Origin of the sequence: Streptomyces liangshanensis, assembly GCF_011694815.1 — a bacterium.
GTDB lineage: Bacteria > Actinomycetota > Actinomycetes > Streptomycetales > Streptomycetaceae > Streptomyces > Streptomyces liangshanensis.
The window spans coordinates 901,691-923,433 of the sequence record NZ_CP050177.1 but is presented as its reverse complement, the minus strand read 5'-3'; the positions used below and the strand labels follow the sequence as shown (position 1 = coordinate 923,433).

The following is a 21,743-nucleotide window of genomic DNA, read 5'->3' as shown; positions in this document are numbered from 1 at the left end:
CAGTCGGAGGGGGTGCCTCTATGTCTTTCGTCAAGGTTCCTGTGTCCGAGATTCGTACACAAGGTGCCTCGCGAAGCACGGCGAATCAGGACGCCGGTGGGTTGGCGGGGGCGAGGTGGGCGGCGGTGGGGAAGTTGGTGCCGTCGCCGACGGCGACGAGCAGGACTGCGCCGGTCCCGACATCGATGGGAACTGGTGACAGGACCGGCCCCGGAACGACGACGGTCTGCTCGTCGAGTGCGTCGAATATGACGTCGATCAGTCGCTGTGCCATGCACGGGGCCTTGGGCCCGGCGATGCGAGTCAGGAACTCACTGACGGCGGACTCCGTCCGTACCGCGGTCTCGTGCGGTGGCGGGCCGACAGCCGACACCCCGGGGCAACCTTGGTCGCCGTCGGGCAGTCGTGAATGTTGTCGGCGAAAGCCGTCTACGCGGTCCCGGGTGTCGACCGGGACGAGCCGTTGCTGGAGCTCATGCGTCTCCTCGCGGAGCGGTGTCGCTCTTCCCCAGCCGAGGGGTTTGTGGGGCGTGAGGAAGCCGCCCTCATGGCCCGGTGACAACGGGTCCTGTCTCATTCAACGGTCTCGGGCAGCAGGCGCATCGCTGACAGCCAGACCGTCAGGGGGTTCACCCGGTCGGGGAACAGCTCGACCGTCCGGTCGAAGTACTCACGCCGACTGGGCCGACCGGCCAGGACGGTTTCCGTAGCGTCCAGGTAGAGGCGGGTCTCGGCGATGTCGGACGGGTGGTTGCCCCGGGACTTGTCCTGATGGCCCGACACCACATTGGCAGGGGCAAGTGATTCGACTACGTTCAAGGCGTGCCGCCAGGCGTCGAGTCCGCCGTTCGCAGCTTCCGCGAGGTACAGGTGAACGTTGTTGTAGACCACGTCGCCGGCGGCGACCAGCCCGATCGAGGGGACGTGCAGGACGGTGGTGTTGTCCGTGTCGCTGTGGCCTGCCCGGACCGCGTGCAGTGTGTGGCCGTCGACCTGGAACCCGTCCTCCGGCACGGTCACCGCCTCGAAGGTCGTGGCCGGGATCTGGCCGGGGAAGAGCGCCGGCCAGATCCCGGTCGCCTGCCCGTCCGGCGCTGTCGTGCGGATCGCGTCGATCGTGGTCTGTGTGGCGTAGACCGTGACGCCGGGGAAACGGTCGACGAGCGGCTGGGTCCCGAGCCAGTGGTCGGCGTGTCCGTGGGTGAGGTAGATGGCGGTCAGCCGCTTGCCGAAGCTCTCGATCCAGTCGCCGAGTTCGACCGCCTGGCCGAGTGTGATTGGCGGGTCGACCAGCGCGGCCTCGGTGGGTCCGTGGATGAGGGTGTGGGCCAGCGGTGACCAGGCCCCCTCCGAACCGTCCGGCAGGGTCAGCGCCGCTGTGGCGACGGGTGCCATGCCCGACACATGGACATCGTAACGCAGAGTGCTCATGGTGGAACTCCCGGTCCGTTGTTGGTCGGTACTCCGTGACCTAACCATACGCCCGATGGTCCTGTCGGTATGTGCGGGCGTAAAGTGGTTAGCGCGCGGGGAGATCCAGGCGACTGGCCCTAGGAGGGCTTGGAACCGGCGGGATGTGCTGGACTCCGACCTATGTCGGCCTTGCAGTCGACATAGGTGTGGTGAATATGATTGCGTCACGGACATGCGAGGAGAGGGGTAGGCGATGTCATCGTTCACGGACAACCTGGCGGAGGACGTCACCCTTGAGGGATCGGTCATGAACGCCGTGCTCAAGGGTCGTGAGGCCGTACTGGCCCAGTTGGCGGTCGTCAGCCAGTTCTACAGCGATCGTGTCGACCACTTCAGCTTCGACGCGGGTGAATATCACGTCGAGGAGTACGAGGCGGTGGTGGCCGGGCGGCCGATCAAGGCCACCGCGACGATGCGCCGTAACGCCGATGGCAAGATCGACGCGGTGGTCGTGAACCACCGTCCGCTGTCCGCGGCGCTCACGTTCTCCCGCCTGCTCGCCGAGTCCGCGATCGGCGCGCAGTCGGACCCCGACCGCTTCTACCGTCCCGAAGGGCAGGCGTACCAGGACCTGCTGGCCTATACGGACGAGCAGAACGCGTCGGGCGCGAACGCGTAGTGCTCCAGGGAACCAGGTCGCCGACGTTCGCGGCGTAGGCGGGGGCCCACATCACTCCCGGGGACCCGACCGCGGCCTTCTCGATGTGCTGGGGGTGCGCGGCCATGTAGTGGGCCACCAGTGCGCCGCCCCAGGAGTTGCCGACCGGCAAGCACGGCCGGCGCGGCTTCGAGTCCGTCGTCCAGGGCCGGGGGTCGGATGTCGCGTACCGGCTCCCTCAACTCCCGTACCACCCCGGTCATGCCATTTCTGCGCACGCTCAAGAAGGAGTCCCAGCGCGACGATCCGCGTCTGCGCGTCGCCACGACCGTCGGGTCCGTGTGCGCGTGGACCAGCCACACCGGCCGCTCCGGGACGACTCCGTGGGAACTGCTCAGCAGCAACGTAGCTCCAGCTCCATTAGTTGCGTCACGCTGGAGAGAGATGCGAGCTTGCAGCCGCCATGGTCGCCGCATCGACAGAGGTACTGGGGTTAAGATGGCGTCACCGAGGCGGCGAGTACGGAGGCGTGATGAAGGTGGCGAACCGAACGGTGGGACGCTTCAATCTGGTACCTGCCCCCGCCGGGCTGCGGCTGGCCCAGGACCTGGTGAACACGACGCTCCGCGAAAGAGCCGGAGACCCCGGCTCCGACCACCTCGCCGACAGCGAGGCAGCTCAGGCCTGGTTGGGGCGGGCCCTCGCTGACTGGGCGGACGCGACGGGCTCGCCGGTCCCCGAGGTGGAGCTGGAGAGATCCGATCTCGCGAGGCTCGGAGAACTACGCGAGGGACTGCGCGAACGCATCCGGGCGAGCGCCACCAGCACGAGCGCCGGCGGCGCGACCACCGACAGGTCGTACAGCCGCAGCGCGGGCGACGGCAGCGGAAACCTCGCCCTGTCCGCAGAACCCGGCTTCCTGGAGCGGGCCGCCGATGTCCGGCTCACCATCGCCTCGGACGGCCGCGTGTCGTACCGGCCGCTGGGTGTCGGCGCCTCTGCCGTCGCCGGGCTCATCGCGGTGGAGATCCTGTTGGCGCAGACGGCCGGCACCTGGGGCCGTCTCAAGACGTGCGCCCGGCCCGAATGCGGCGCCTGCTTCTACGACTCCTCCCCGAACCGATCCCGCGCCTGGCACAACACCAAGACCTGCGGAAACCTCAGCAATCTCCGGGCCTCCCGCGCGCGCAAGCGCTCCGCCAAGGCGCCGGACCTGCCTTAAGGGCGCCTTGGACTGGGAATACGCTGTGGTCGCGGTGGTGGTTGTAGCCGACCCCGGCGGACCACCCAGACGCGCACCTCGCCCGTTTGACGTAAGCACTTCCATGGTGCTTACGTTGTTCTTGTAGGTGAGTGAATCACAATCTGGCCGAAGATGTCACTTGTACCAGGACCTGCTGGACTACGCAGACAAGCGAAACGCCATGTAACCGCAGCCCGCATGGCTATGTCAGACATCCCTCTCCCCGGAGAGGTCGAGGTGACCTATATGACCTATATGAAGACTTTCGACTTCATCGTCGTAGGCGGCGGCACGGCAGGTTGTGTACTGGCCGCGCGATTGTCCGAGAGCGGCGCGGCGCATGTGCTGCTCCTGGAAGCCGGCGGGCAGCCCACGGACGCTGTGAGTGATCCCGCGGCGTGGACTCGGAGCTTGCAGGGGAGCAGCCTCGACTGGGCTGGTTCAACGGTGGTCCAGGCCTCGACAGGCACCAGCGTTCCCTGGCCGCGGGGTCGCGTCCTCGGGGGTTCTTCCGCCATCAACGGGATGTGTTTCATCCGGGGACACCGCGCCAGCTATGACGCCTGGCCGGACGCGGGCGCGGAAGGCTGGGGGTTCGACGACCTTCTGCCGTTCATGCGCCGCAGCGAGCGGACGACCGGCCGGGATCCCGCCGTACGGGGCACAGAGGGACCTCTGACCGTAGGACCCGCGCCATCCCATCTTCCGCTGGCCGAAGCGGCGCTCCTCGCCGCCGAGGAGGCCGGCTACCCGAGGGTGGCCGACATCAACAGCGGGCTGGAGACCGGCTTCGGCTGGTCGGACCTGAACATCGTGCAAGGGCGTAGGCAGAGCGCCGCGGACGCGTATCTCTTCCCGGCACTCAACAGGCCGAATCTGGAGGTTGTCACCGGAGCGGTGGCGCGGCGTGTACTGCTGGAGGGCGAGCGCTGCGCCGGAGTCGAGTACGGCGTGGGCACCGAGGTCCTCCAGGCCCGGTGCCGAGGAGAAGTGGTACTCAGCGCGGGTACGGTCGGCTCCGCCCAGTTGCTGATGCTGTCCGGCATCGGACCCGCACCCCATCTGCGCGGAGTCGGTATCACTCCGGTCCTGGACCTGCCCGGGGTCGGCGAGAACCTTCAGGACCATCCCCGGTCGACGGTGGTCTACAGCGCGGCGTCACCCATTCCGGCGACGGACGCGAACCATGCCGAGGTGATCGGTCTGATCCACAGCGACGAGTCCGCGGGAGCACCGGATCTCCAGGTCCAGTTGGTGGAGATTCCCTACTTCGCGCCGCCGCTGCCACCCGACCTCCCCATCCCCGGCCAGGGCTACTCCATCGCCTTCTCCGTGGTCACCCCGCGCAGCCGAGGCCGGATCCGGCTGGCCACCAACGGACCTACGACACCCCCGTTCCTCGACCCCAACTACTACAGCCACCCGCACGACCTGACCGTGATGACCGCCGGCCTGCGCGTCGCGAGGGCCATCGGGACGTCCCGGGCTCTGGCGCCCTGGCGCTACGAGGAATCGCTACCGGGACCCGGCGTGCAGGGCACGGAACACGTCCACGACTACCTGCGGAAGAGCCTGCGTACGTACTCCCACCAGGTGGGTACCTGCCGTATGGGCACCGATGACATGGCCGTCGTCGACACAGCACTACGGGTCCGCGGCATCGAAGCGCTCCGAGTGATCGACGCCTCCGTCATGCCCACCATCGTCTCCGCCAACACCAACGCGACCGTCTACGCCATCGCCGAACGTGGTGCGTCGATCCTCATGGGTGAGTGAGGATCAGGAGGCCGGCGTTGTTTACGGGTTACGGTTCCGGCCCAACTGCCGTGGCGCTGTGACTGTCCGTCAGGTGAGGAGACGCGCGTCCGCAGAGGCCGGAGGCTGCGCGACCGAACATCTGCCTCTTGAGCATCTTGATGCGGTCGACGTGTCCTTCGACGACACCTCGCTCAGCCCGACCGACAGCGAGGCACACCAGGGCTCCGAGGTCCGTGCACCGCGCAACCTGCTTGTTCTGTGCTGGTGTTGATTCGTCTGGTCGGTCAAGGCGGGGGGCGGGGTGTGCCGTCGGCCCGGTGGTATGCGCCGGGAGGGATGCCGTAGGTGCGGGTGAACCACCTGGAGAGGTGGGCCTGGTCGGCGAAGCCCGCGGATGCCGCCGCCGCGGACGGTGCCAGACCCGCCGCCAGCAGGCTTCGGGCGCGGCGCAGCCGCAGGTCGCGTTGGTAGTCGCTGGGGGCGAGGCCGTACGCGGCGTGGAAGCCGCGGTAGAGGGCGTAGCGGCTGCATCCCGCGGCCGCGGCGAGTTCGTCGGCGCCGACGTTCTCGGTGAAGCGTTCCTCAAGGAGGGCGCGGGCGCGGGTGGCGGCAGTGCCGGCCCGGCCGTGCTCCTGGGCGCGGCGGGCGGGGCCCGCGGTGGCGTGGCCGGTCATGCCGATCACGGCCGCGGTGAGCCGCTCGTCGACGACGAGCCGGGGTTCGCGGTCCACGATCGCCCGGTGCAGGCGGACCAGGGTGCGTGCCAGGGCGGGATCGTTCACGACGGGCCGGGAGAAGAGCGGCAGCCCCGCCCTGGCCCCGGCGGTGTCCGCGAGCACGTCCCGGACGAGGTGTTCGGGGATGTGCAGCATGCGGTAGCGGTAGCCGCCGTCCGCTGCGGCGTACCCGTCGTGGGGGTCGTCGGGGTTGAAGGCCATGACGTGCCCCTGGGCACTCGTCGCGCGTTCACCCCGGCAGAGGAAGGACTGCGCCCCCTGGTCGGTGACCCCGAACGCGTAGGTGTCGTGGGAGTGTGTCGGGTACGCGAAGTGATGGAAGCGCGCCCCCATCGCCTCCAGCCCCAGGCCGTCCACCCGCCAGTAGGCGGCTCGCTCGGCGGGGACGGACGACATGTCTCCAGTGTGCGCACCAGCGTTCAAGACTTCCAGCCTCCCGGGCCGCAGGCTGGGGCGCGCACCCGTCAGTACGTACCTCAGGAGCACCCGCCATGAATGGATCCGCCGTGTCCCGGGCGGCCCGGACCGAAGAGGTGAGGGTCGCCCTCTACGCGCACTTCGCCCGTACCGGCGCCGCCCCCACCCCCCAGGACCTGGCCGGCGCGGCCGGTGTCACGCCCGGCGAGGCCCGCCGGGCGCTGGAGGACCTCCACGCGCACCGCGACGTGGTCCTCGACCCCGAGGATCACGACCGAGTCGTCATGGCGCACCCTTTCGCGACCGTCCCGCTCGGCTTCTCCGTCATGGGCCGGGACACCCTGTGGTGGGGAGGGTGCGCGTGGGACTCCTTCGCCCTTCCCCACCTCCTCACGGGAGAACCCGACGTCCTGGTCGCCACCCGCTGCCCCGCCTGCGACACCCCCCACGCCTGGGTGGTCGGCCGCCAAGCACCGCCGGAGGGCGTACAGGTGGCACACTTCCTCACCCCCGCCGCCCATATCTGGGACGACGTCGTCCACAGCTGCGCCCACCAGCGCCTGTTCTGCTCACCCGACTGCGTCGACTCCTGGCTGGAGGCCACGGGGCGGCCCCGCGGTTACGTGATGGACCTGCCCACTCTCTGGCGACTCGCCCGCGGCTGGTACGCCGGACGCATGGAACGCGGGTACGTCCGCCGCGACCCCGTCTCGGCCGCGGCCTACTTCGCCGAGGTCGGGTTGCACGGGCCCTTCTGGGGACTGCCCGACTGAAGGTATTCGCCAGGCAGGTCCCGCGGCGTCACGGTCTACGCCACACACCACGATCGACGCGATCCGCGCGACCACCCCGGACGCGTCCTTCGGGGGCCCTGATGCGCCAGGTCGGGCGTCCGCTCCCACCGGCGGGCTCGAATCTCCGGCTCAGACGCCGTAATGCCAGGTCGTGAGCATGTACGCGCCGTACCAGCAGCCGAAAGCCGAAGTCAGGAGCAGGACGGTGACCACCGTGCTCGTCCGCGCACGGGCGAGCCCCGACGCGATGGGGAGCAGAAAGATCACGCAGGGAATCAGCAGCCGAAGTTTCGAGTGGTAGTAGTTGCTCTGTCCGAAGGTGAGGACGAGCACGCCCATTCCGTGGACGAGCAGGGGCGGCCAGGTGGTGTGCTGCCAACAGGCGAGAAGCGCGGCGGCGGTGAGGGAAAGGAGAAGGACTGCCGTGCTGACGGCTATCCACTGATCAGCCTTGCTCAGGGCGTACCCGAGGTAGCGGCCGAAGGACGCGCCGTCGTCCCAGCGCGTGCCCCAGCCGGCCCGCTGTATCACGAACCACGCGTCCGGACGGCCGACCCGGTGTCCTACCCACCACAGGTACGACGGAGTGCCGGCGCACGCCAGCCCCACGGCGGCAACGGGCCGCCACATCAGTCGGCGTGCCTGGACGAGATGCATGACCGCGGCGGTGACCAAAGCAGCTGCGACGGCCACGGCGGCCGGCCGGGTGAGGCCCGCGAGCAGGGCCAGAACACCCGCCGTGAGCCACGCCTTCCGGTGGGCGGCCAGGAGTGCGCCGATGGCCAGGGCGAGGAACAACGACTCGCTGTACGCCATGAAGAAAGCGATGGACATGGGCTGTGCCGCGGTCAGGAGAACGAGGGCGATCGTGGCCGCACGTTGTCCGTGGAGCCGGGTCAGCAGCAGGTGGACCATGAAGAGGGCCGCGACCAGGGCGAGGTGGGCGGCCACGATCGTGGCGGTGTCCTGGTCCAGGCCGGTCAAGCGGTGAACGGTGCGGGCCAGCGCCGGAAACAGGGGGAAGAACGCCAGGTTGTTACCGGTCAGGCGGCCGTCAGGGGTGTAGGTGAAGGCGTCGGGATAGCCCTTGGCCGCGATCATGGAATACCACTGCCCGTCCCAGGCGAGGAGCCGGTCCCGGATTCCCGCACCGCCGGGCGGTCTCATCACGGCGAGGGCCACCAGGTGAAGCGTCGCGGCCCCGGCGTACACCACCATCACGGGCCAGAGGTGACGACGGGCCCGGCGAAGATGCGTGCGGGACGGACGGACGGCTGAGTCCGCGAGGCGGCGAACGAACTGGGCCTGCCGAGGGAGCGGTACGGTCGCCACCGTCGCGGAACCGCACGCGACCGACTCCGCTTCTTCGGTGCTGATCGGAGTCACCGGTTCGGCGCCGATCGCCGTACGTACGGGACGAGTGTGTACGGGGCGGCTCGGGTGGCGCCGCCCACGTGCGAGGGTTCTCGGGCCGTCGGGTCCTCCGAGCTTCCACGACTGGGTGTTTCCGTCGACATCGAGTCCCCCGCGGTCCCGCTTCGCGGTGAGGCCGGCGTCGGGGGAAGGGAATCGGCCGGAACCGAGGGCGAGGTGACAGAGGGCGTGGTGGCGGGCACAGCCGGGTCGGGAGCACCGCTCGCCAGGAGGACCGCAGCCACTACGGCACCGGTCAGTCCAAGAACACTCGCACCCGCGGCGACAGCCCTGTTCCGACGGCGACGGCGTCCCGCCTTCATGATCACCCGCACGTCGGCGGGAGCCGCGTGCCGGGCGGCCGCTCTCGCGGCCGCGCGCAGGGACTTCTCCACCGCGTCATCGGCGTCGGTCACTTCGGTCCTCCCGGTTCGAGTGTTCGGCGAGCGAGCCGGCGAGCGCTGCCCGAGCTCTCGAAAGATGCGTCTTCACAGTCCCGACGGCCATCCCGGTCTCGGCGGCGATCTGCTCGACCGGCAGGTCGCACACGTAGAACAGCGCGGCGCACAGACGCTGGCGCGTCGGGAGCGAGCGAAGGGCGGTGGCCAGATCGACCGCGGCCGTCCCGGGTTCAGGCACTGTGGTCATGTCGGCGCGCCTGATCCAGGCGTGACGCCCCCCGCGTACCCGTCGCCATCGGCTGACCGCCAGCCTCCACGCCACCGTCCGTATCCACGCCTCGGGCGCCTTGTCGACCGAGAGGTGCCGGTGATCGCCCCAGGCGCGTACGAAAGCCTCGTGAACCACGTCCTGGGCCTCGTGCAGATCTCCCGTCATCACGTACAACTGTCCGATGAGCCGATTGACCGAGTGGGCGTAGAACTCGGTGAACTCCTCCTCAGTCAACAGTGGCTCCTCGCAGCAAGTTCGATTTCTGTTACCTCTACGCGCCGGGGGATCCAACCGGTTGACACGTGAGACGCGGATCACATGCACAGCGGCGTCCCGGCGTCGGCGGGGGTTTCGTCGCCTGTCCAGTCACCCGGCTCACTCGGCTCATTCGGCCACTTTCCTCACCGCGCGTGGAGTTCGACCACGGTGATGTCTGGCGGTGCCCCCACCCGCATGGGCGGTAGCGAGGCTCCCGCTCCCCGGGACACGTAGAGCTGAGTGCCGCCGATGGTGGCCAGTCCCGCCGTGACCGGCTGCGAGAGGGGGACCAGGAGGTTCCCGGGGAAGAACGCTCCGCCGTGCGTGTGGCCGGACAGTTGCAGGTCCACCCCGTGACGAGCCGCCTGATGGACCTGGGCGGGCTGGTGGGCCAGGAGGACAACAGGACGGGAGGAGTCCCGGCCGCCGAGTGCCCGGTCGTAGTCCGGGGCGTCGTGCTCCCGTTCGCCTTCCACGTCCGTGACGCCGGCGAGGTCGATGACACCGGAGCGGTGCTCGATGGGTGTGCGTGTGTTGCGCAGCGTCGTCACGCCGAAGCCGGCGAGCGCGCCGATCCAGGCGTCGACGTCGTGACGGTAGTCGTGGTTGCCGGTGACGAAGTAGGCGCCGTGGGTGGAGTTCAGCCGTGCCAGTGGCTCTGCGTGGGGGCCGAGGTCATCGGCCCTGCCGTCGGACAGATCGCCGACGATCGCGACCAGGTGGGGAGACGTGTCATTGATCATGCGGACCAGGCGTGCGGTGTGGTCACGGCCGAAGAAGGGACCGAGATGGAGATCGCTCGCCATGGTGATGCGCAGGCCGGTGAGCGAGGGGTGGAGCCGGCGCAGCCCCACGCGTACGGTCCTGACGTCGGGCGGTCCTAGTCCGCGCCGGAAACCGTAACCGGTCGTGGCGACGGCGGTGCCGGTGGCGAGCAGCGCCACCGAACGGGCCAGCAGTGTGCGCCGGTCGGCGGCCCACGACGGGCCGGGGACGGAGGCCGGCGCAGTCGATTCGGACCGCACCGGGCGGGCCGCGCCGCCGGTCCCGTTCCGGCGGGCGCTTTGTGACGTGGCCGGGTTTCCGCTCGCACGCCGGCCGAGCGTCCGGGTGAGGACGCGTCGCGGGATCTCCAGCACCGCCAGGATCATCAGGAGGTAGGCGGCGCAGCCCACCCAGGCGAACGCGGGCCAGGTGAGCCAGGCGATCGTGGTGGGATCGGCGTACTGGGCCGCCACCACACCGGTGGGAACGAGCAGGGTGAGCACGACGCCTGTCGCCCGCCCGGCACCGCGCCACCGGGCCGAGGCGGTGACGTCCCTGACCAGCCGGAGGTACAGGTACCGGTGGGCGACGGCCGCTATGAGCAGGCTCGCGGCCGCGATGACGCCCTGTTGGGCTGTGTCGCTCATGCCGCCTCCGTGGTGTGGGTGTCCGGGCCTTCGAGGCTCAGGGCATCGGTGTTCAGCGGGATCTCCTGGATCAGGCGGGGTGAACGAGGCCGACGTCGTAGGCGAAGATGACGGCCTGGACGCGGTCGCGGGCGTTGATCTTGGCGAGAACGCGGCTGACATGGGACTTGACGGTGGACTCGGCCAGATGGAGGTGTACGGCGATCTCCGGGTTCGTCCTGCCTGTGGCGACCGCCGAGAGCACTTCGCGTTCGCGGTGCGTGAGGTTCTCCAACTGGTCTCGCTGGCGGGGCGTGAGCTCGAGAGGGTGGGACAACTGCCCCGAGTTCAGCTCGGCGTGACGTGCGGTGAACGCGTCGATGAGCCTGCGGGTGAGTCCGGGGGAGACCACTGAGTCCCCAGCGGCCACCGTTTTGATGCCCACCACGAGTTCCTCGGGGCGGGCGTCCTTGAGGAAGAAGCCGGCGGCGCCGGCGCGCAGGGCTTCGTAGGCGTACTCGTCGAGGTCGAAGGTGGTCAGCACCAGGACACGGGAACGGCCGCCCGAGTCGACGATGTGGCGGGTGGCCTCGATGCCGTTCATGCCCGGCATGCGGATGTCCATGAGGACGACATCGGGGCGGAGTTCGGCGGTCATCCGGACGGCGTCGTGACCCTGCGCCGCTTCACCGACGACGGTCATGTCGGGCTGGGCCTCCAACAGCATGCGGAAACCGAGGCGTTGCAGTGTCTGGTCGTCGACGATGAGGACGGTGGTCATGCGGGGAGGTTCTCCGTGGAAGGGGCCGGGATCGTGCGGGGCAGGGTGAGGACGGTGTCGACGCTCCAACCGCCGCCCTCGGTGGGGCCGGCGGTGATGCGTCCCTGATAGAGGGCGGCGCGTTCCCGCATCCCGAGCAGACCTTGACCGCCGCCGCTCCCCTCGAACCGCGCGGGTGCGGAGCGCGGGGGACCGGTGTCCTCGACGGTCACACGTACGGTGTCCGTGCGGGCGAGGAGGCTGACGGTGACGACGGTGTCCGGCGCGGCGTGCTTGAGGGTGTTGGTCAGCGCCTCCTGGACGATGCGGTAGACGGTGAGTTGCAGTCCCGGGGTCAGTCGGGCGAGTTCTCCCTCGGTGTGCCGGGTGGCGGTCGGGCCCGCGGCCCTGACGCGGTCCAGCAGGCTGTCGAGGTCGGCCAGACCCGGCTGAGGGGTGAGAGGAGTGGCGCCGTCGTGCGGTCCCTGCCGCTCGTCCATGACGGTGAGCAGGCGCCGTAGCTCGGCCAGTGCGCCACGACCGCTGTCGGCGATGATGCGCAACGTGTCCGCCGACCGGTCCGGTTGGGTTCTGGCCAGGGCCGCGGCCCCGTCGGCGAGGCCGATGATGACGGCGAGCGTGTGGCCCAGTACGTCGTGCATCTCGCGGGAGACCCGGGCGCGTTCGTGCGTGGCGGCGAGTCGCGCCTGTTGGTTCCGCTCGGTTTCCAGAGCGACGATGTACGCCTTCGCGAGGCGGCCGGTGATGGCGATGCCGGCGCACGCGGTCACGGCCAGCATCGCCAGTACGGTCACCATCTCCGGTCGTTTCGCGTGCTGGAGGTGCCCGCTGTTCCAGAAGACGGAGGCCCAGAGCACGAGTTGGGTTGCGGTGATCGCGCAGGCCGTGGCCAGCTGGCGGGGAGTGCCGTACCGGCCCACGTTGTAGAGCGCCACGATGCGCGCGGCATCGGCACCGTTGAGGATGTTCAACTGCAAGGCGGCGACCGAGGCGAGGGTGGTGACGGCGAACACGAGCCCGGGTCGTTTCTCGCGCCACAGCAGTGGCAGCGTGAAGGCGAGGGTGAGGGCGAGCTCGGCCGGAAGGTGGGCGCGGTTGGTGGGATTGAGCAGCGAGGGCAGTCCGAGTGCGGCGCAGAAGACCGGTACGGCCCACCGGCGCAGCTGGGGGTGGGCCTGATCGGTCACGCGCCAGGTGACCAGGCCGGTGATGATGGAGACGGTGACGCGCTGGCCCGGGTCGCTCGTCAGGGCTCGGGGCAACCGGGAGGCGCGGGGGTCGTCGGTTTCCGAGGGGGTGGCTGTGCTCGGTGTTGTCATGGTGAGGCGCCCTTCGTCTCCGGGCATCGGACTGCCGGCCCGCCCGCCGGCCGCGGGGAATCGGGTCGGCGGGCGGGCGTCGGCCATGGGCGTGTTGTGTGGGCGCGTGAGGCGAGCGGGTGATGCGCGCGGGTGGTGCGCCGTCCTATCCGACCGGTGTGGCGGTGGGTTCGTGGGGGCTCCGGGCCGGGGTACCCGCGTCCTCGTCGCGCGCCGCCAGGGTGTCGCGCAGCTTCTGGCCTTCGACGTCGACGTCGGGCAGGACGCGGTCGAGCCAGGCGGGCAGGGCCCAGGCGCGGTGGCCGAGCAGGGTCATCAGGGCGGGGACGATCGTCATGCGGACCACGAAGGCGTCGAAGAGGACGGCGGAGGCGAGCCCCATGCCGATCGACTTGACCAGGGCCACGTCGTCGAGGAGGAAGCCCCCGAACACGGAGATCATGATGACGGCGGCGGCCGTGACCACGCGGGCGTTGTGCCGGAAGCCGGCGAGGATCGCCTCCGTGGGGGTGGCGCCGTGGACGTACTCCTCTCTCATCCGGGAAACGAGGAAGACCTCGTAATCCATGGCGAGTCCGAAGACGACACCGATCAGCAGGATCGGCAGGAGGCTGACGACGGGGGCGGTCTCGTCGACGCCGAACAGGCCCTTCAGCCAACCCCATTGGAAGACGGCGACCAGGACGCCGAGGGTGGCGGCCACGCTGAGGAGGAAGCCGAGGGCCGCCTTGACGGGAATCAGGACCGACCGGAACACCAGGAGCAGGAGAAGCAGGGCGAGGCCGACGACGACGGCGAGGTAGGGGACCATGGCGTCGCCGAGCTTGCCGGAGACGTCGATGTTGACGGCGGTCGTGCCCGTGACCATCAGCTGGGCACCACCGGCCTTCTCCAGCGCGCCGCTGCGGTCGCGGATGTCGGCGACCAGGTCGACGGTGGCCTCGCTGGTGGGCGAACTGTCCGGGACGACGCTGATCAGCGCGACATCGCCGGCCCGGTTGAAGACGGCGGGGCGTACGGCGGCCACATCGTCGAGCCGGTCCAGCATGCGGGAGATGTCTTCGGCGGCGGCCTCCGGGTCGTCACTGGTCCGCGCGTCGACGACAACGGTCAGCGGCCCACTGAACCCGGGTCCGAATCCCTTGCTGAGTGTGTCGTACGCGACCCGCTGGGTGCTGCCGGGAGAAGCCATGCTGTCGTCGGGCAGTGTCAGCCGCAGGGAGAGGGCGGGGATCGCCAGCACTCCCAGGCTCACCACGGAAGCGAGAAGTGCCTTCCATGGGTGGCGAGTGACGAACGACCCCCACCGCACCCCCAGGGTGACGCGTCGGCCGCCTTCCACGACCTTCGTCCGGCGGGTGCCGAATCGGCCGTTCACCAGGCGGGTGCCGGTGAAGCCCAGGGTGGCGGGGAGCAAGGTCAGCGCGACCAGGACGGCGACGGTGACGGCGAAGGCGGCGGCCAGACCCATCGCGGTCAGCATCTGGATGCCGATGACGCTCAGGCCGGCCAGCGCGACGATCACCGTCAGGCCGGCGAAGACCACCGCCGAGCCGGCGGTTCCCAGCGCCCGGCCGGCGGCTTCCTCCGGCGCGTGCCCGTTCCGCAGTTCACCGCGGTAGCGGGAGACGATGAACAAGGCGTAGTCGATGGCTACCGCCAGGCCGAGCATCAGGGCCAGGGTCCGGGCGTTGGACGCCATGTCGACGAACGACGACACGATGGTGATGGCGCTGAGGGCGACACCCACGCCGAATATCGCGGACAGGAGCGGCAGCCCTGCCGCGACGACGGATCCGAACGTGATCACCAGGACGAACGCCGCGACCACCAGGCCGATCAGCTCGGCAGCGCGGCTTCCCTCCTCGTCCAGTACGGCGTTGCCGCCCAGGCTGACCGTCAGCCCGGCGCGTTCGCCCCGCTCGGCGATGTCACGCAGGGCGTCGGACACGGCCGGGGTGACGTCGGCCGGCGGCACGGCGTAGGTGACCTGGGCGTAGGCGATCGTGCCCGACCCGCTCACCAGGCCGCTGGTGAAGGGGTCCGACACCGTCGCGACGTGCGGCGCCTTCTTCAGGGCGGCGACCAGGGCGTCTACCGCGGCCTTGTGCGGTGAGGAGGCGAGGCTCCGCCCGTCCGGGGCCTCGAAGACGACGCGGGCCGTGGCGCCGGAGGCCGACGCCTGGGGAAACTCCTTCTCCAGCAGGTCGATGGCCTGTTGGGACTGCGTGCCCGGCAGGGTGAAGTTGTCCGTCGTGCTGCCCGACACACTGCCGGCACCGATACCGACGGCCGCGAGGACGGCGATCCATATCAGCAGGACGAAGCGGCGTCGCCGGAAGGCGAGCCGGCCCAGGCGGTAGAGGAAAGTGGCCACGAAGAAGTACTCCCACCAGGAGAAGAAAGGTCGCGCGAGACGGGTCGGGAAAGCCCCTGGACTGAACTTAGGAAGCGGAGACTCCTGGGGGGAGCTACCACGGGACCCCATGGGCGGGGGACCGGCACCGTGGTACCGCCTGTCGCCGGTACGGCCGTACCGGCGGCGTTCGTGCCGGGGCTGACAAGCGTGCCGCCGGCCTACCGCGCGTCGAGCCCGGAGAGCAGTGTCACCGTTTCCGCCCACAACTCTTCTTGTACGCGCTCGCTCCGCCCGGGCTCCGGGCACGCCAGGACCGCGGCGTCGCGTACGGAGAAGTAGCCTCCGGTGGTGTGCGCCAGAGCCGGAGAGGTCGCCAGGCGCACGATGATCCCGGCGCCCTTGCGGGGGTCGCCCACGCTCAGCGCTTCCAGTACACGCCGCAGCACCCCCGCACCGGGCAGGTCCCGGCCCAGACCGGTGGTGTTGAACCCGGGGTCGCAGCAGTTCACCGTGACCTCCGAGGAGGCCAGCCGCCGGGCCAGCTCCTGGGTCCACATGATGGTCATCAGCTTCGTCCGCCCGTACAGCGCCATGGATTCCCTCCGCGTGTAGGGCTCGGTGCTGCGGAGATCCGGTCCTGGCGACACGGACGTGGCCTGCCGCGCGGCCTCGGAGGCGACGTTGACGATCCGTGCCGGGCCGGACGCCAGGAGTGTGTCCGTCAGGGTCTGCGTCAGCACGAAGGGGCCCAGGTAGTTGACCGCGGTCATCTCGGCGAAGCCCTCGACGGTGACGCGCTGGGAGAACGCGTGCACTCCCGCGTTGTTGACCAGCACGTCCAGACGCGGATACCGCGCCGCGATCTCCTCGCCCACCCCGCGCGCCTGCGCGACGAGTCCCAGGTCCGCATGGAAGACGTCGGCCCGCACATCCGCGGCCTTCCCGCGAAGCTCACCGAGGAGCGCGTCCGCCTTGGACCGGGAGCGGGCCACCACGCCGACGCGGTAGCCGCGGCCCGCGAGTTCGAGGGCGGCGACTCGCCCCAGCCCGGAGGTGGCGCCGGTGATCACCGCGACGGGACGATCCATCACGCACTCCATTCGTGAGGTACCTCATTAATATCCTGTGGGACGATACCCGACACCATGAGTGAGTACGAGGCAAGGCCCGGCGCCATCGCCCCCGAGCAGGTGGGCCTGCGTTTCCTGTCCGTCGCCTACCGGGTACGCGAGAAGGTCGACCAGCACATGTCGGCCGCCGGCTTGTCCCTGTCGCGCGCCAAGGTCCTGCGCCTGCTCGCCGGACACGGCGCACTGCACCAGGCCGAGCTCGCCGCACTCCTCGGACAGGCACCGCGATCCGTCAGCCAGACAGTGGAAGCCCTGGAACGGGCCGGCCTGATCGCGCGGACCGTCGACCCCGGGGACCGCCGCCGCAAGACGGTCTCCGTAACGGCCGAAGGGCGTGCGGCACTGGTGTCGGGGGAGCGCGCCGGTACGCGGATACTGAGTGACCTCTTCGGCTCGCTCGACATCCCGCGCCTGTCCGAACTCGACGCGCTGCTCGCCCTGCTCGATCAGGACCCGGACAACGAGTGACCGAGGGGCAGGGCGTCCCGCGAGAAGGAAGCGCCTGGCCTCGCCCAACCCGGTCCGCTCGTCCTCGACGCGTCCGCGCGCGAGGAACGGCACACTGTCGGCCCACGCCGCCAGGGCGCGTCCGAGCTGTCCGTGGCCTCCGCCCCGGAGTCGGCCGTCCGCCACCCGTTCCAGCCCCCGAGTTCCCCGAGATGGGGGTACTCGGTGATCTGCTCCGGGGGTGTGGTGAGGACATCGGCGTCGGACCCTGCGGGCGGACTCGGGCCGGGAACATCGCGTACGTACAACTTGACCACGGTAAGCGTCGCTATCGGCCCGTCGGGCCAGGGGCGGCCGCCGTCGGTACGCGGCTCCGGTGCCGGCCCCGGCGGGATCGCGGGGCGCGCCGAGGGTTGCCCGCTCATCGGCGAGGGGCTAGGGGACCTCGTCCGGCTGACGGCCCGCGTGGCAGCCCGTCAGGGTGTGTCCGGTCCGAGGTCCCCTCGCGGGTGGACTCGTCGGAGAGAACCGTCCCCGCACCCGCTACCCCTGCTTCGCCCCGCTCTCCGCCGGGTCCTTCGTGAAGGCCGCCGCCGTGGTGCGCAGCGGTACCTCCTTGATGAAGAAGGCCAGGACGAAGGCGAACACCAGGACCACGGCGCCGACCAGGAACGCGACCGTGACCGCGTTGGTGAAGCCGACCTTGAAGGGGTGGGCGAGGACCGGGTCGAGGTGGCTCAGGAACGATGTGTTGTTGAGTGTGCCCGCCGAGCCGGAGGACGCCTCCGTCAGTGTCTTGAGCTGCTCGGGATGGGCCTTCGCGGCGGCCTGGAAGGCCGCTGTGCCGCGGGCGTCGGCGAAGGCGTCGCTGATCTTGCCGCCCACCACGGAGTAGACGATCGACAGGAACACGGCGACCCCCGCCGTACCGCCCATCTGCCGGAAGAACGTGGTGGACGAGGTGGCTACGCCGATGTCACGCGGCGGCACCGCGTTCTGCATGGCGAGGACGATGGTCTGCATGTTCAGCCCCAGACCGGCGCCGACGACGAACATCGAGATGTCCGTGTAGACGAGGCCGCTGTCGGCCGACAGCCGCCACAGCATCAGCATGCCGATGACGAGCAGTGCGCCGCCGATGATCGGGAAGATCTTGTAACGGCCGGTACGTGAGGTGATCTGGCCCGCGACGACCGAGAGCGCCATGATGCCGAGCACCAGCGGGAGGGTCAGCAGACCCGCCTTGGTGGGGGAGTTGCCCTTGACGAGCTGGAGGTAGAGCGGCAGCAGGGTGATGCCGCCGAACATGCCGATGCCGATGATCGTCGACTGGGCGGCCCCGACGGCGAACACACCGTTGCGGAAGAGCCGCATCGGCAGCAGCGCGTCGTCCCCGGCCCGGCGCTCGGCGAGCAGGAAGGCGGCGACGCCGAGCACGCCGATGACGTAACAGGCGAGCGAGGAGCCGGACCCCCAGCCCCACGTCCTGCCCTGCTCCGCGACGATCAGCAGCGGCACCAGCGCGACCACGAGCGCGATCGCGCCCGCGAAGTCGATGCGGTGCTCGCGCCGGTTGTGCTCCAGGTGGAGGACCTTGGCGACCACGATCAGCGCCACGACGCCGATCGGGACGTTGATGAGGAAGATCCAGCGCCAGCCGTCGATGCCCAGCAGGGTGTTCTGGCCGGCCAGCGCGCCGCCGACGACCGGGCCGAGCACGCTGGACGTGCCGAAGACGGCCATGAAGTAGCCCTGGTACTTCGCGCGTTCACGCGGCGCGATGATGTCGCCGATGATCGCGAAGGCGAGGGAGAACAGGCCGCCGGCGCCTATGCCCTGGAACGCGCGGAACCCGGCGAGCATGTACATCGAGGTGGAGAGCGTGCAGAGCGCCGAGCCGGTGATGAACACCGCGATGGCGAAGAGGAAGAACGGCTTGCGCCCGTACTGGTCGGACAGCTTGCCGTACATCGGCGTGGCGATCGTCGACGTGATGAGGAACGCCGTGGTCACCCAGGCCTGGGCGGTCAGCCCGTCGAGGCTCTCACCGATCTTGTAGATCGCCGTAGAGACGACGGTCTGGTCCAGGGCCGCCAGGAACATCCCGAGCAGCAGACCGGACAGGATGACCATGATCTGCCGGTGGGTGTACCCGGTTCTTGGCGCGTCCGCCGTACCGGCCGGGCCGATGTCGGCGGACGCGGCGCTGGTGGAACTCATGCGGTGGTCTCCTCTCGGCTCGCCGGCGGACCGAAGCCCTTCCAGTCCTTGTCGGCGAGGACGTTCTTGTACGTTTCGAAATCGTCGATGAATCGCACCAGCAGTGCGGCCAGCCGCTCACGGTCGTGGTCGTTCCATGCGTGGAGCATCTTCTCGAAGTGCACGTCGCGCGACCGTGTCCGGTCGGCGACGGCACGCCGGGCCTTGTCGGTGGCCACCAGGAGGAAGGCGCGGCCGTCGTCGGCGTCCGCGCGTCTTTCGAGGAAGCCGTCACGGACGAGCTGCGCCACGTGACGGCTGACGGTGGAGGGATCGGAGTGGACCAGCTCCGCCAGCCTCTTGACGCGCATGGGCCCGTTCTTGACGAGGACGCCCATCACGATCTGGACCGACCAGTCGACGTCGTCGCGGGCGCGGTCCAGCAACTGCGCGCGCGTACGGATGAACATCCGCATGAGGCGGTCGACCCCCTCGGCGAGCTGCCGGACGGTCTCGTCACCGCCGGACGCCCCGGGACCGCCGGACGCCCCGGGTGACGAGCCGTGATCCCCTTCCGGAACCGAATCGTCCATGCTCACACCTCCCCTCACACCAGCAACCTGTTGCGTGTATCACGCAACTATATCCTGTCCCGGCGGTGCCCTCGACGCGGGGGTCGGCGCGCGGCGGATCCCCGAGCGGTTGTGGTTCTGGCCCCATGGGGGATGTTGGTATCCAGGGACAAGGTGTCCCTGTTTCCGGTCACGGCGTTCCGGCAGGGTGGAGGAAGAGAGCGAAGAGACATCCGTCCTCGCGGGTAGTGCAAGCCGGCCGTGCGGGTAGTGCGCGCGGGTAGTGCGAAGGAGCCGATCGACATGGCCAGAACCACGTACGAGATTCCCGATCAGGCCGGGAAGCTGGCGGTCGTCACGGGCGCCAGCGACGGACTGGGCCTGGAGATCGCCGTCCGGCTGGCCTCGGCGGGGGCCGAGCTGGTGCTGCCGGTACGCAACCGGCGCAAGGGCGCCGCCGCCGTGGACCGCATCCGCGAGGCCGCGCCGGGCGCCGCGGTCTCCCTCGCCGACCTCGATCTCGCGTCTCTGGAGTCGGTGGGCGCGCTGGGTGACCGGCTGCTCGCCCAGGGACGCCCGATCCACCTCCTCCTCAACAACGCGGCCGTGATGACCCCGCCGACGCGGCACGAGACCCAGGACGGGTTCGAGCTCCAGTTCGGGACGAACTTCCTCGGGCACTTCGCGCTGACCGCCCGTATCCTTCCGCTGCTGCGCGAGGCCTCCGCCCGGGTGACGTCCATGTCCGCGCTCGCGGCCCGCGCCGGGTCCTTCCGGTGGGACGACCTCCAGTACCAGGACTCGTACGCGCCGATGAAGGCCTACGCGCAGTCCAAGCTCGCGCAGATGCTGTTCGCGCTGGAGCTGGACCGGCGCAGCCGCGCGGCGGGCTGGGGCATCGTGTCCAACACGGCCCACCCGGGGCTGACGGCGACCAACCTCCAGGCCTCGGGGTGGAACATGGGCACCGACAGGATCAACCTGCGCACGAGGAGTTTCCGGGCGGCCCCCCGCTTCGTGCCGTTCCTGGTGCAGTGGCCCGACCGCGGGGCGCTGCCCCCGCTGTACGCCGCGACCAGCCCCGACGCCCGGGGCGGCGCCTTCTACGGCCCCGACGGGTTCGCGCACCTCACCGGCGGCCCGGCCGAGGAGCCCCTCTACCGCAGCGCCGGCGACCACGAGGCGGCGGCCCGGATCTGGGCCGAGGCCGAGCGACTGGCCGGCGTCGGCTTCCCGGCGGCCGCGACCGCCCACTGACATGGACCGCGACCAGCTCGCCGACTTCCTGCGCACCCGCCGCGAAGCCCTGCAACCCGAGGACGTGGGCCTGCCCCGGGGCAGACGCCGGCGCACCGGCGGGCTGCGCCGCGAAGAGGTCGCCGCCCTCTGCGGCATGTCCACCGACTACTACAGCCGCATCGAACAGCACCGCGGCGCCCGCCCCTCCGAGCCCATGCTCGCCGCTCTCGCCCGCGGCCTGCACCTGTCCCTCGACGAACGCGACCACCTCTTCCGCCTCGCCGGACACCCCACGCCCACCCGCGAGCTGCGCCTCGAACACGTCGACACCGGTCTCATGCACGTCCTGGACCGCCTCCAGGACACCCCCGCCCAGGTGGTCACCAGCCTCGGCGAGACCCTGTTGCAAACCCCGCCCGCCGTCGCCCTCCTCGGCGACGAGACCGTCTGGACCGGCCAGGACCGCAGCATGTTCCACCGCTGGTTCACCCGCCCGGAATCCCGCCACGCTTACCCGCCCGAGGACCACGACGGCCTCAGCCGGAACTTCACCGCCGACCTGCGCGCCCTCGCCGCCCGCCACGGCCCCCGCAGCCGCGCCGCCACCCTCGTCCGCCATCTCCGCGCGGACAGCCCGGAGTTCGCCCGCCTCTGGACCCAGCACGAGGTCACCGGCCATCGCGGCCACCACAAACGCATCACCACGCCCCACCTCGGCGTCATCGCGGTCCACTGCCAGATGCTGTACGACCTCGACCAGGACCAGGCGCTGCTGGTCTTCACCGCCACCCCCGGCACCGAGGACCACGAGAAACTCCAACTCCTCACCGTGGTAGGGACCCAGAGCCTTCCCGCGTCCCCCTGACCACCCCACCGCGCGGGCCGGGGCGGGGCAGTGGGCCGCGGCCCGAAACCCCTGTGCGCCGACTCGTACACCTCTGCG

18 protein-coding genes and 2 pseudogenes are annotated in these 21,743 nt (G+C 70.1%); 7 read left to right on the top strand and 13 right to left on the bottom strand.

All coding sequences use genetic code 11. The features are described 5' to 3' along the window. Nucleotides 1-109: 109 nt before the first annotated feature. Nucleotides 110-307, bottom strand: a pseudogene (locus HA039_RS04055) (IS110 family transposase); the annotation flags it as partial. Nucleotides 308-573: 266 nt separating this feature from the next. After that, the gene (locus HA039_RS04050) at nt 574-1,431 is read right to left on the bottom strand and encodes an MBL fold metallo-hydrolase (protein WP_243869125.1); all 858 of its coding nucleotides are present in this window, start codon (nt 1,429-1,431) and stop codon (nt 574-576) included. A 235-nt stretch (nt 1,432-1,666) separates the two neighbouring features. Here HA039_RS04050 and HA039_RS33770 point away from each other — a divergent pair, with 235 nt between their 5' ends. Next, a complete protein-coding gene (locus HA039_RS33770) occupies nt 1,667-2,092 on the top strand; it encodes a hypothetical protein (protein WP_243869122.1) in 426 nt (141 codons plus the stop codon). Nucleotides 2,093-2,126: 34 nt separating this feature from the next. On the opposite strand, the pseudogene HA039_RS34575 reads toward HA039_RS33770, so the two are convergent. Then, nucleotides 2,127-2,210 (bottom strand): annotated as a pseudogene (locus HA039_RS34575) (hypothetical protein); the annotation flags it as partial. Between the two features lie 414 nt (nt 2,211-2,624). Here HA039_RS34575 and HA039_RS04040 point away from each other — a divergent pair. Then, nucleotides 2,625-3,293: a CGNR zinc finger domain-containing protein gene (locus HA039_RS04040; protein ID WP_167023858.1), complete on the top strand. Its 669-nt coding sequence runs from the start codon at nt 2,625-2,627 to the stop codon at nt 3,291-3,293. Nucleotides 3,294-3,569: 276 nt separating this feature from the next. Next, nucleotides 3,570-5,090, top strand: a complete 1,521-nt coding sequence (locus tag HA039_RS04035) for a GMC family oxidoreductase (RefSeq protein WP_425086404.1) — start codon at nt 3,570-3,572, stop codon at nt 5,088-5,090. Between the two features lie 266 nt (nt 5,091-5,356). Here HA039_RS04035 and HA039_RS04030 read toward each other — a convergent pair whose 3' ends face one another. Then, nucleotides 5,357-6,205, bottom strand: a complete 849-nt coding sequence (locus tag HA039_RS04030) for an AraC family transcriptional regulator (protein ID WP_167023852.1) — start codon at nt 6,203-6,205, stop codon at nt 5,357-5,359. 95 nt (nt 6,206-6,300) lie between these two features. Between HA039_RS04030 and merB the strand changes: the two genes are divergently transcribed. Beyond that, nucleotides 6,301-6,999, top strand: a complete 699-nt coding sequence (gene merB, locus HA039_RS04025; protein WP_167023849.1) for an organomercurial lyase — start codon at nt 6,301-6,303, stop codon at nt 6,997-6,999. Nucleotides 7,000-7,149: 150 nt separating this feature from the next. Here merB and HA039_RS04020 read toward each other — a convergent pair whose 3' ends face one another. The 7 genes from HA039_RS04020 to HA039_RS03990 form a co-directional block, all read right to left on the bottom strand. Next, nucleotides 7,150-8,238 (bottom strand): hypothetical protein, encoded by a 1,089-nt coding sequence (locus tag HA039_RS04020; protein ID WP_167036155.1) that lies wholly within the window; start codon nt 8,236-8,238, stop codon nt 7,150-7,152. 594 nt (nt 8,239-8,832) lie between these two features. Then, a complete protein-coding gene (locus HA039_RS04015) occupies nt 8,833-9,339 on the bottom strand; it encodes a SigE family RNA polymerase sigma factor (protein WP_167023846.1) in 507 nt (168 codons plus the stop codon). A gap of 167 nt (nt 9,340-9,506) precedes the next feature. Next, on the bottom strand, nt 9,507-10,775 hold the full coding sequence (locus tag HA039_RS04010; protein WP_167023843.1) for a metallophosphoesterase: 1,269 nt from the start codon (nt 10,773-10,775) through the stop codon (nt 9,507-9,509). Nucleotides 10,776-10,845: 70 nt separating this feature from the next. Further along, on the bottom strand, nt 10,846-11,535 hold the full coding sequence (locus tag HA039_RS04005; protein WP_167023840.1) for a response regulator: 690 nt from the start codon (nt 11,533-11,535) through the stop codon (nt 10,846-10,848). Further along, nucleotides 11,532-12,854, bottom strand: coding sequence for a sensor histidine kinase (locus HA039_RS04000; protein ID WP_167023837.1), 1,323 nt, complete (start codon nt 12,852-12,854; stop codon nt 11,532-11,534). Before HA039_RS04000 ends, HA039_RS04005 begins: the two co-directional genes overlap by 4 nt. Before the next feature lie 145 nt (nt 12,855-12,999). Further along, nucleotides 13,000-15,231: an MMPL family transporter gene (locus tag HA039_RS03995; protein ID WP_167023834.1), complete on the bottom strand. Its 2,232-nt coding sequence runs from the start codon at nt 15,229-15,231 to the stop codon at nt 13,000-13,002. A 200-nt stretch (nt 15,232-15,431) separates the two neighbouring features. Then, a complete protein-coding gene (locus tag HA039_RS03990; protein ID WP_243869120.1) occupies nt 15,432-16,301 on the bottom strand; it encodes an SDR family NAD(P)-dependent oxidoreductase in 870 nt (289 codons plus the stop codon). Between the two features lie 57 nt (nt 16,302-16,358). On the opposite strand from HA039_RS03990, the gene HA039_RS03985 reads away from it, so the two are divergent. After that, nucleotides 16,359-16,811 carry a MarR family winged helix-turn-helix transcriptional regulator gene (locus HA039_RS03985; RefSeq protein ID WP_243869118.1) on the top strand — a complete coding sequence of 151 codons (453 nt, stop codon included), beginning with the start codon at nt 16,359-16,361 and terminating at the stop codon, nt 16,809-16,811. A 522-nt stretch (nt 16,812-17,333) separates the two neighbouring features. On the opposite strand, the gene HA039_RS03980 is transcribed toward HA039_RS03985, so the two are convergent. Both HA039_RS03980 and HA039_RS03975 read right to left on the bottom strand, forming a co-directional pair. Next, nucleotides 17,334-19,010, bottom strand: coding sequence for an MDR family MFS transporter (locus HA039_RS03980; RefSeq protein WP_243869115.1), 1,677 nt, complete (start codon nt 19,008-19,010; stop codon nt 17,334-17,336). Beyond that, complete coding sequence (locus HA039_RS03975; protein ID WP_167023831.1) at nt 19,007-19,582, bottom strand: MarR family winged helix-turn-helix transcriptional regulator; 576 nt, start codon at nt 19,580-19,582, stop codon at nt 19,007-19,009. Before HA039_RS03975 ends, HA039_RS03980 begins: the two co-directional genes overlap by 4 nt. A gap of 282 nt (nt 19,583-19,864) precedes the next feature. Between HA039_RS03975 and HA039_RS03970 the strand changes: the two genes are divergently transcribed. Together HA039_RS03970 and HA039_RS03965 are read left to right on the top strand one after the other, a co-directional pair. Beyond that, on the top strand, nt 19,865-20,818 hold the full coding sequence (locus tag HA039_RS03970; protein ID WP_167023828.1) for an SDR family oxidoreductase: 954 nt from the start codon (nt 19,865-19,867) through the stop codon (nt 20,816-20,818). A gap of 1 nt (nt 20,819) precedes the next feature. After that, complete coding sequence (locus HA039_RS03965) at nt 20,820-21,665, top strand: helix-turn-helix transcriptional regulator (RefSeq protein WP_167023825.1); 846 nt, start codon at nt 20,820-20,822, stop codon at nt 21,663-21,665. The last annotated feature ends 78 nt before the right edge of the window (nt 21,666-21,743 follow it).